The following is a 9,069-nucleotide window of genomic DNA, read 5'->3' on the forward strand; positions in this document are numbered from 1 at the left end:
GTACGGCCTAACCTTACGCTCAACCTTGACCCCGCCTGCATTGCCTTCCGCTCTCTCTCAGCATTTCGCTATCTCGGCTCCGCTCGTCGCCTCGGTGCAGGCGGGGCCGGTTAGCTTCATTCGTTAGGCCGCCCTCTTGGACGGAAATGCTAAGTGAGCGATGTTCACGGCGATGCAGGCGAACCAGAACTGCCAGGTGGTCACGCCGTACCCAATGACCCCAAGCACAGCTCCAAGAATTCCGCCGAACATCACGGTTTTAAGAAACTTCCACATCCTTCTTCTCCTTTCCGAGCGGCCTAACCGGCTCGCTCAACGCCGGACGCGGTAGCCCGCGCCGGGTTAGCTCGGGGCGTTAGGGCTCTCGCCGGTCGATACGGTCGTCGATGCGGCGGTAGTAGAGCTTCGGGAATCGCTCCCGCCATGCCCTTACTTCTGCCGTCAACGACTTCATCTTCTCGTCTTCACAGTGAGGGCAATCAAACCCATCGTCTGGGTTGAACTGGTGCTTGGTGCAGTATTCGCTCATATTCCTCCATTCATCGCCCTAACCCACTCGCTCAACCCGGACGCCTGACGGCGCCGGTTAGCTCGAAAGTTAGGCGCCACCACATGCTGACTGAAGCACCTGGTTCAGATGAGATTCGAATTCTGATCGAGGCTCTGCACTCGCACGCTTCTGAGCTTCGCTCGCGTCACGAAACTGAATTTGCGAACTACTTTGACAAGGTCGCTTCAAATTTGGTGATAGGCCCAGGCGGCGAAACCCCACTTCGGGACTTCGTTACTTATATCAACCACCCGAAAGGGTTCATTGATGAACAGCCATCCACCTTCTCACGCTCAGAATGGCGGACGATCGGTAGCTCTCTTCGAAAAAAGGCCCATGCTGCGCTTACTTCAAATGGTTGGTCACCGGGTATCCTGATCAAAATCAAACAGGCGCTATGGCCTTTCTAGGCTCGGCAATTCCTTTCAGGGGTTCCCGTGTGCGCCTAACCCTCCGCTCAACTCGGACCCCGCCTGCATTGCCTTCTGCTCTCTCTCAACGTCATGCTTCCTCGGCTCCGCTCATCGCCTCGGTGCAGGCGGGGCCCGGTTAGCTTCATTCGTTAGGCAGCTGCACCATCGGAGATACCCCTTTGCCACGGTTTCTCAAGGTCCTTCTTCGGTTTGTTACCTTCCTGGTGGCGGCATTGGGTGCACTTTTCCTCGCTGGATACGCAAAGTATCGAATTCCCAATGGGCCAGTCATCGAAGGTAAGGCTCAAATTCGAGATCAAGTGATTGATCTTGGGTGGGGAGATGAGGATTTCAGAAATTGGGTGATTGAACCCATGCTCAGGAACTCTCGGCTCTGGCTTTACGGTGGGCCTATCGAGGTTGTCTATATCCCAACCAGCATCCGTGCTGGCCTATTCCCGAACCATTACAACGGCACGGGCCATCAAGACTTCACATTTGAAATCACCTACCAGGTTCGGAGGCTGCGATTCGCTAAAGGCTTCACCATTGCCAAGGCTACTTCCATCCGGAAAATCGCTGGCTCTCCAATCAAAACCAAGTGAAGCATGTGTCTACGCTGCCTAACCCACCGCTCAACTCGGACCCCGCCTGCATTGCCTTTCGCTCTTTCTCTTCGTCTCGCTTTCTCGGCTCCGCTCAGCATCTCGGTGCAGGCGGGGCCCGGTTAGCTTCATTCGTTAGGCCATCACCCATCGCTCATCTTCATTGATGGCGTTTTCGCCTGGAGTTCACGCATGTCGAAGGTTCGCACCAAATCACAAGTCGAGCTGAGACGAGGCGCTGCCTGGTTCTTCGGCGGTCTTGCCGTAACCATCCTTACCTACACATTTGCAACCAACGGTGGTGGCGGCCCATACATGGTCGCTTGGGGTCCAGTCGTCTTTGGCCTATTCCTATTACTCAAGGGCCTGATTGGGGTGCTGTCGGGTGATTCAGAACTTGCTCCCGTCCTCGAAGAACGAACGCCGGCATCACCAGATGGCAAGTGTCCAAGCTGCAATTCAATGAATCCGCCCAAACGGCAGTATTGCCAAACCTGTGGCCGGTACATGCTGGCCTAACCCTTAGCTCAACTCGGACCCCGCCTGCATTGCCTTCCGTTCTCTCTCAACACTTCGCTTCCTCGGCTTCGCTCAGCGCCTCGGTGCAGGCGGGTCCGGTTAGCTTCATTCGTTAGGCTTCCTCATGCTCTCCATCTTCAAACCATTACCGCGGCCAATCCTGGAAGGGGTTTCCCTGGTCGCGATTGCATTTTCGACCGGGATGCTTCTACAAAAACACTTCACACCAGTCATCGCGTTTGCGCTTGCCATTGTGTTTTCACTTTTGTTCTATTTGCTTTTGGGCTTGGTCATTTCACTTCACAAAAATCGTGGCTCAGCCTAACCCTTAGCTCAACTCGGACCCCGCCTGCATTGTCTTCCGCTCTCTCTCAACGTCACGCTTCCTCGGCTCCGTTCAGCGTCTCGGCGCAGGCGGGTCCGGTTAGCTTCATTCGTTAGGCGCTAAGAGCCCATCACATGGCCATCCCATTACTTCTCCCTCTTTTGCTTGTCTCGCAGAGCAAATCTGTTGGCTGCAATGAAGAGGTCCCTCGGTTACATCCGATTGTCCTTGAAATGAAGCCCCCTGTTTGCCCGCCGATGGTTCGCTTGTCCGGAATCAGTGGCACGGCAAAGTTCTTGGTCAAGACCGACGGCCACAAGATTCAGGAAATCCTGAAGTCTGAAGGCCCGCCAATGCTGCAAAGGCAAATACCACCGCAACTCATGACTTGGCGATTTGAAGACCATGCCCCAACAGAGTTCACGATCACTTTCAAAATCACCGTTGTCTTCAGAGATCCTTGCGCTTCAAAGCGTCCTGAAGTAGTGAAAATGGCCCTGCCCTCGTCCGTAGATATCACAACCTACTCTGTCGGCGAATGTGACCCTGTCGTAACTCAAAGCAAAGCGCAGTGAACGCCTCTGTCGCGCGCCTAACCTCTCGCTCAACTCGGACCCCGCCTGCATTGCCACACGCTCTCTCTCAATTTCTCGCTTTCTCGGCTCCGCTCAGCGCCTCGGCGCAGGCGTGGCCGGTTAGCTTCCTTCGTTAGGGCGCATATCAAAGGAGCGTCATGCACGCCAAATCACTCATCCTAAGTTTGGTCCTATTCCTGCCAACACAGCTGACGGCTTCTTCTCCCCGAATCACACAGGAGGGCCAGCGTGTTCTCTCAGGGTTAAACAAAGACGACAACTCCGCGTGGCTGATTTACAGAGGAGCATTAAAATCAATGCTTAATCTCTATAACGACAACCCAAAGGATGGCTCAGATTTTTTTGAAATCCTCCTCCTTCGCGAAAACGAGAGAAAGTCATATCAAGCACAAGCCAGAAAACCGGTTCCACTGGCTGCGGCCTTAATAGGTAATTGCTTCACAATGATGCAAACTTATCAAGCGCACTTGAATGAAGGGTCACGTCAAGAACGAGAAAAGGCTACGGCTGCGTATGTCATTTGGAAAACCGCGCTTCAGCAAATTCGCAAATATGATCCAGAATCACCCAATTACCACGAATAATTAGCAAGCAGATTTCACAACAATCGTGGAGAAAACATGTCCCTTCCTAGATGCAAACGCTGTGATACGGAAACAATCTCGAAATCAGAGAAACAAATCGCAGATAAGGGAATTTCAATCCAAATACTGCAGTGTCCAAATTGTGATCTTTTTGATTTGGCAATTTATGCACCTGCGAATTCTGAATTTGCACTTCACGGCTTAGAAGGTGCCTCCTCCAAATCAACAACTGCAAACGAGATTGCTCTCATCTTGCTTAAACGCATGTAACAGTCGCTCTGCCGTGCGCCCTAACCCTCCGCTCAACTCGGACCCCGCCTGCATTGCCTTCCGCTCTCTCTCAACTTCTCGCTTCCCCGGCTCTGCTCAGCGCCTCGGTGCAGGCGGGGCCGGTTAGCTTCATTCGTTAGGCGTTCAACTATGGCCTCTTCAAAACCCATGATCTCGCCAAATCGAAAACGCTTGATTGTGGCTTTGTTCATCGCTTTTCTCATTTGCACTATATTCCTTGATCTCCTTGGCATGAAGTCGCGCCGAGCTCTCTCAATTTGGCCTAGGCTCGCCATTGAACTCATAGCAATGGGCCTCCTCTCATGCTTTGTTTACGCCGTCCTTGGCCTAATCAAAATCCCCTGGTCCAAAATCAGATGACTTCCTCACGCCTAACCCTCAGCTCAACTCGGACCCCGCCTGCATTGCCTTCCGCTCTTTCTCTTCTTCTCACTTCCTCGGCTCCGCTCAATGCCTCGGTGCAGGCGGGTCCGGTTAGCTTCATTCGTTAGGCCTCTTTCCGAAGGCTCCCCGCTCATGAAGTTGGAACTTCACCCCCTCCTAACCATTCACCTAGGCAGTAAGCCAGGCACTTGGCTCGTCTCGCATCTACTGCTACTCCTTCGATGCGCCATGCTGTCTTTGTTTGTTTACGTTTCAGCACTTAAATCCTGGTCGCAATTCCCTGGCGATACGGTAATCAATTGGTCAGCCAAGTGCCTGGCCTATCCCGTATTTCTGATCGAGAAACCCCTGCTTCGAAATTCCACATTCGCAAATTACTTCCACCAAGTCCCGAACGGGCTTGGTCTCGCGCATGTTTACAACTTTCCAAAAGCTACAACTATCACCGATGGCAATTCAGCACCGTCGGGTTTTTTTATCTATGACATCCATTTCGAGCATCCACATTTCGCTCTTCACATGACCTTTTTTGCATTCTGGTACTATCTTTTAGCTCTCCTTGTTCAAAAAATCGTCCGTAAGCTCAGGCCTAACCCCTAGCTCAACTCGGACCCCGCCTGCATTGTCTTCCGCTCTCTCTCAGCTTCCCGCTTCCTCGGCTTCGTTCAGCGCCTCGGTGCAGGCGGGGCCGGTTAGCTTCATTCGTTAGGCGTCAACATGGCTGGTCGACTTCGACATCTGGTAATCCTGTTCGCTGCCACTCTTCTGGCGTTTTGTCTGCACGCAGATGGATTGCCAATCAAGGACGGCAGGTACGCCGGCGGCCCAGTGATTCTGATCCGGCTAACCTCTTCCCAGGTTTCCCAGATCCAACGGCACTACATTCCCTGGATGAAGCTGGACCTAACATCGGACCAGCGTAAAGCCCTGAAGCAGAAGTCTTCTCTAGTCGATCCCCCTACCAAGGTGAATGTTCTTCTCCCGAAAGATTCTCAGGACGAGTGTACTTGCGGTGCTTCCAACATCGCTCTGGTCTACCAGCCAGGTTGGATTGAGTTGCCGATAAAATTTCTTTGCTCTGATAAGCAAGCTGAAGAGGGCCTTATTGGCGATTAAGATAACGCCTAACCTCTCGCTCAACTCGGACCCCGCCTGCATTGCCTTTCGCTCTCTCTCAACGTTCCGCTTCCTCGGCTCCGCTCAGCGCCTCGGTGCAGGCGGGGCCGGTTAGCTTCATTCGTTAGGCCGCTCAATGCCAATTCACCTCCGAGTCTTTGCCAAAGCTGCCAACATCGAGTCTGCTGAGGCAATCGCGGACAAGCTCCTTCGCACGCTCGAAGAGTTCCATCCAAGGGTTGTGCAATCGCCAAGGAAATACTGGAAACTTGAAGGCCACTTCGAGTTCGCGTGCTCTCTCAGTCCAGTTACACCCGAACGGATGGCGTTAGATACGATTATCCAGCTGGCGGAAAATGGCTGGGAATTACTCGGGTCGAAACAAGAACCCGAGGCCATCTGGAACAAGAAACCCGATTCAACCTTCATATGCCCCGAGGTTGCGTGGGCACACCTTGAGTTGCTTTCGTCGCGGCCTAACCCTTAGCTCAACTCGGACCCCGCCTGCATTGTCTTCCGCTCTATCTCAACATCCCGCTATCCCGGCTCCGCTCATCGCCTCGGTGCAGGCGGGGCCGGTTAGCTTCTTCCGTTAGGCCTCAATCAGGAACCAGCAACATGCCCAGTCTCGTCGCCACCCTTCGGGGTTTCCTCACCAAGGAGAGGCTATTATTGAGCCCAAGTTGGAGCCAGCCATGAAGCTTGCGCCAGGAACCCCAGGCCCCCCAAAAAAGGCCCTTCGCAACTCAGCCATTTTGGTCGGTACCCTCTGCCTCTCGGCGGCAATAAAGAGTTTTTGGGGATACACCGATGACCATGCCGGTAATGGTAATCCAGTGAGTGTTGCGTCACCCGAAGCACACGGAACGATTGATGATTCCTCTCAGATCGATTTGGTAAACCAACTCAGTACGAATCCACCGTCAAACGCGAGTACTAAAACCCCCCCCACAACCAAGGCTTTCAAGATCAAGCCACTCACTAGCGCAGATCCATCGCAAATCCAAGCTTGGGCCATGAATGGGATGAGGCTCCTGTCCGAGGCCTCAAAATCACTTCAGAAGGAAATCGCCGAAGTTGGTTGGTCGGACTCCGCTAGCAACATCGGACTAGACATTCCTGGTGAAATTGAGAGACGAATTGCCTATGAGGACAATGCCATTCGTATCTTCAACAAATATGAACAACATGAACTCAAACTCTTAAACAACTGGCGCGAAACCATTCCTACCCTGAATCTCAACCTGGAGGATCAGCAGAGTGTGCTTGCTTGGTTGAACAGACTTTTCAGTCCTGATTCTCTTAGCAGGAACTTTAACTCCAAAACTAAGCTTTGCGAAATCAGCAAGAAGAGATTGCAACTCCTACACAAAACAAGAGGGCATTGGAGTATCCAGAACAATCAGATCATGTTCATGCGAGATAAGGACTACAAGGCGGACCTTCAATTACATAAAGCCCAGGAAAGTGTCAGCAATAGCTTGCTGAAGGACAAGATGGAATTCGAAACAATTTTTAAGGAAGACGGGAATAAACTCGGTATCAAGATTTTTTGACTAGGCTATCGCTCAACCCAAGCCTGGTACCCAGATCTGACAGAGCACTCGTCGAATGGTTTCCTTCTTTCGTTAGGGCTAACACGGCCTAAAGAAATTCTCGACATTCTTGGAGTTCCTCATGAATGAAAAGCTTCACGGGGCGATGTTCAACGTTCAATATCTCGAACTTATGCTTCGAGAAGCGCTGAGGACATTCGAGAGCCTGATTGAATTCAAGATGAAGGGTATTTTGAACTATCAAGTTGATGATCTTGCAATAGATAAACTAGCCTTAGGGCGTTTGGCTGATCAGTATGCGAAATACACCGCCAACACGTTATTCAAGTCAGAGGTCGAGAAGGTCATTAAGGCTCGAAATCGATTGGCTCATAGGTTGTTCATTTCGGTCGAAGTACACAAAGATTCCCTCCCAGAGGAAATTGACAAAGATGTTGAAGAGGCGGTATTGCATGGCGAGACTGCTGCACGGCTGGGAGATGAAGTGTTTGCTCTGATGCAGCATTATTACTTCGATCCTGTGTTGCAAGATTGGCATATTCCTAGTTGATCAACGGCCTAACCCTCCGCTCAACTCGGACCCCGCCTGCATTGCCTTCCGTTCTCTCTCAGCTTCCTGCTTCCTCGGCTCCGTTCGTCGCCTCGGCGCAGGCAGGGCCGGTTAGCTTCATTCGTTAGGCTGCTCATGCACACCCGATTCGTCCAGGTTGTGGCTTTCTCGGTCTTGGCCGCCAGAACAGCCATGGCAACTGGTTCGCTTGATTTCAAGGCGGGCGAATATGGGCTCAGCATGGCCGTTTCACTTGAATCCCATGCCGTCGTGGGGCCTATCCGATTCAGCTCGTCGGCGTCCAAAGAGCCGACTCTTCTTCAGCAACGGCAGTTCAAGTTCCTCAAGTGCGATACCAACAAGCAGCAATTCCAGGCTGAGTATGTGAATCCAGGTGATCCAGCCCTTCCAAAGTCATTTAAGGTCTCCGTCAAAGGTGGCCAGGGCACCCTCTCAATCGGAGGCAGGCGGATTTCATTTTCCGCAGATTGGGTGATCCAATGACAACCGGCAGCCTAACCCTCGGCTCAACTCGGACCCCGCCTGCATTGCCTCCCGCACTCTCTCATCTCCCTGCTACCTCGGCTCCGCTCAGCGCCTCGGCGCAGGCGGTGCCGGTTAGCCTGGTTCGTTAGCCCGCATCCCGATCAGGCAGAGAAGGCCTTGACATGTGTGAACCATGGGATACGCTTTCCTCATGGTCGCGATCCTCACCACCGAACCATTCGACACCTGGTTTGCAGGCCTACGCGATCTGCAAGCCAAACATCGTATTCAGGCCAGGATACGTCGCGCGGAATTAGGCAACCTCGGAGATTGCGAGCCGATTGGCGAGGGGGTTTCTGAGATGCGCATCCATGCAGGGGCTGGTTATCGGGTGTATTTCATTCAAAAGGGGCTCGAATTCATCGTCCTATTGGGCGGGGGCGACAAGGGCACTCAATCGAAAGATATCAAGGCCGCCCTCAAATTGGCTCGGGAGCTCTAGGAGGTCAACATGAGCAAAATCAACCTCAAAAAATGGGATGCCGTTGATCATCTCAACAGCGAAGAGGAAATCACTGGCTACTTCGAGGCCTGTCTTGAAGAAGATCCTGGTGACGGTAGTTTGGTTCGCGCTGCCTTGGGCGACATTGCCCGTGCGCGAGGCATGGCCCAACTTTCCCGCGATACCGGCCTAAGCCGTGAAGGCCTGTACAAGGCTCTTTCCCCCGAGGGGAATCCGGAATTCACTACTGTGATGAAGGTCATGAAAGCTCTTGGGTTGCGACTTCATGCAGTAGCCGCTCTTTGAGCTTCGTTAAGCCCTAGGCATCTCCATCGGTGTCCACATGCGGTCTAACCCTCCGCTCAACTCGGACCCCGCCTGCATTGTCTTTCGCTCTCTCTCAACTTCTCGCTTCCTCGGCTTCGTTCATCGCCTCGGCGCAGGCGGGGCCGGTTAGCTTCGTTCGTTAGGCCGACGTGGGCGGGCTCGGCCAAATCTGCTTCTGGTATGACTTCACCAAGGTCCCGTCGCGCTAAAGTGGGTTATTCAATCACCGTCACTTCCCGCTGGTCCTGGCTTTCCGTTCGTCCGC

General features: G+C 52.9%; 11 protein-coding genes. All 11 read left to right on the forward strand.

Annotated features, from left to right (window positions below):
• Positions 1–612: 612 nt before the first annotated feature.
• The gene (locus ML539_RS15255; protein WP_243325302.1) at positions 613–960 is read left to right on the forward strand and encodes a hypothetical protein; all 348 of its coding nucleotides are present in this window, start codon (positions 613–615) and stop codon (positions 958–960) included.
• Between the two features lie 182 nt (positions 961–1,142).
• Positions 1,143–1,568 carry a hypothetical protein gene (locus ML539_RS15260; RefSeq protein WP_243325304.1) on the forward strand — a complete coding sequence of 142 codons (426 nt, stop codon included), beginning with the start codon at positions 1,143–1,145 and terminating at the stop codon, positions 1,566–1,568.
• Between the two features lie 192 nt (positions 1,569–1,760).
• Entirely contained in the window at positions 1,761–2,087 is a 327-nt protein-coding gene (locus ML539_RS15265; RefSeq protein WP_243325306.1) for a hypothetical protein, read from the forward strand.
• 124 nt (positions 2,088–2,211) lie between these two features.
• Positions 2,212–2,412: a hypothetical protein gene (locus tag ML539_RS15270; RefSeq protein ID WP_243325307.1), complete on the forward strand. Its 201-nt coding sequence runs from the start codon at positions 2,212–2,214 to the stop codon at positions 2,410–2,412.
• A 134-nt stretch (positions 2,413–2,546) separates the two neighbouring features.
• Positions 2,547–2,987 (forward strand): hypothetical protein, encoded by a 441-nt coding sequence (locus tag ML539_RS15275; protein ID WP_243325309.1) that lies wholly within the window; start codon positions 2,547–2,549, stop codon positions 2,985–2,987.
• Between the two features lie 158 nt (positions 2,988–3,145).
• Entirely contained in the window at positions 3,146–3,592 is a 447-nt protein-coding gene (locus tag ML539_RS15280) for a hypothetical protein (protein ID WP_243325310.1), read from the forward strand.
• 2,486 nt (positions 3,593–6,078) lie between these two features.
• Positions 6,079–6,939: a hypothetical protein gene (locus ML539_RS15285; RefSeq protein WP_243325312.1), complete on the forward strand. Its 861-nt coding sequence runs from the start codon at positions 6,079–6,081 to the stop codon at positions 6,937–6,939.
• A 121-nt stretch (positions 6,940–7,060) separates the two neighbouring features.
• Entirely contained in the window at positions 7,061–7,489 is a 429-nt protein-coding gene (locus ML539_RS15290) for a hypothetical protein (RefSeq protein ID WP_243325314.1), read from the forward strand.
• 135 nt (positions 7,490–7,624) lie between these two features.
• Complete coding sequence (locus ML539_RS15295; protein WP_243325316.1) at positions 7,625–7,993, forward strand: hypothetical protein; 369 nt, start codon at positions 7,625–7,627, stop codon at positions 7,991–7,993.
• Between the two features lie 193 nt (positions 7,994–8,186).
• On the forward strand, positions 8,187–8,477 hold the full coding sequence (locus ML539_RS15300; protein WP_243325318.1) for a type II toxin-antitoxin system RelE/ParE family toxin: 291 nt from the start codon (positions 8,187–8,189) through the stop codon (positions 8,475–8,477).
• A gap of 9 nt (positions 8,478–8,486) precedes the next feature.
• Positions 8,487–8,783, forward strand: a complete 297-nt coding sequence (locus tag ML539_RS15305) for an addiction module antidote protein (RefSeq protein ID WP_243325319.1) — start codon at positions 8,487–8,489, stop codon at positions 8,781–8,783.
• Positions 8,784–9,069: the final 286 nt, after the last annotated feature.

The sequence above is a fragment of the Geothrix sp. SG200 genome (assembly GCF_022808935.1).
Lineage (GTDB): Bacteria > Acidobacteriota > Holophagae > Holophagales > Holophagaceae > Geothrix > Geothrix alkalitolerans.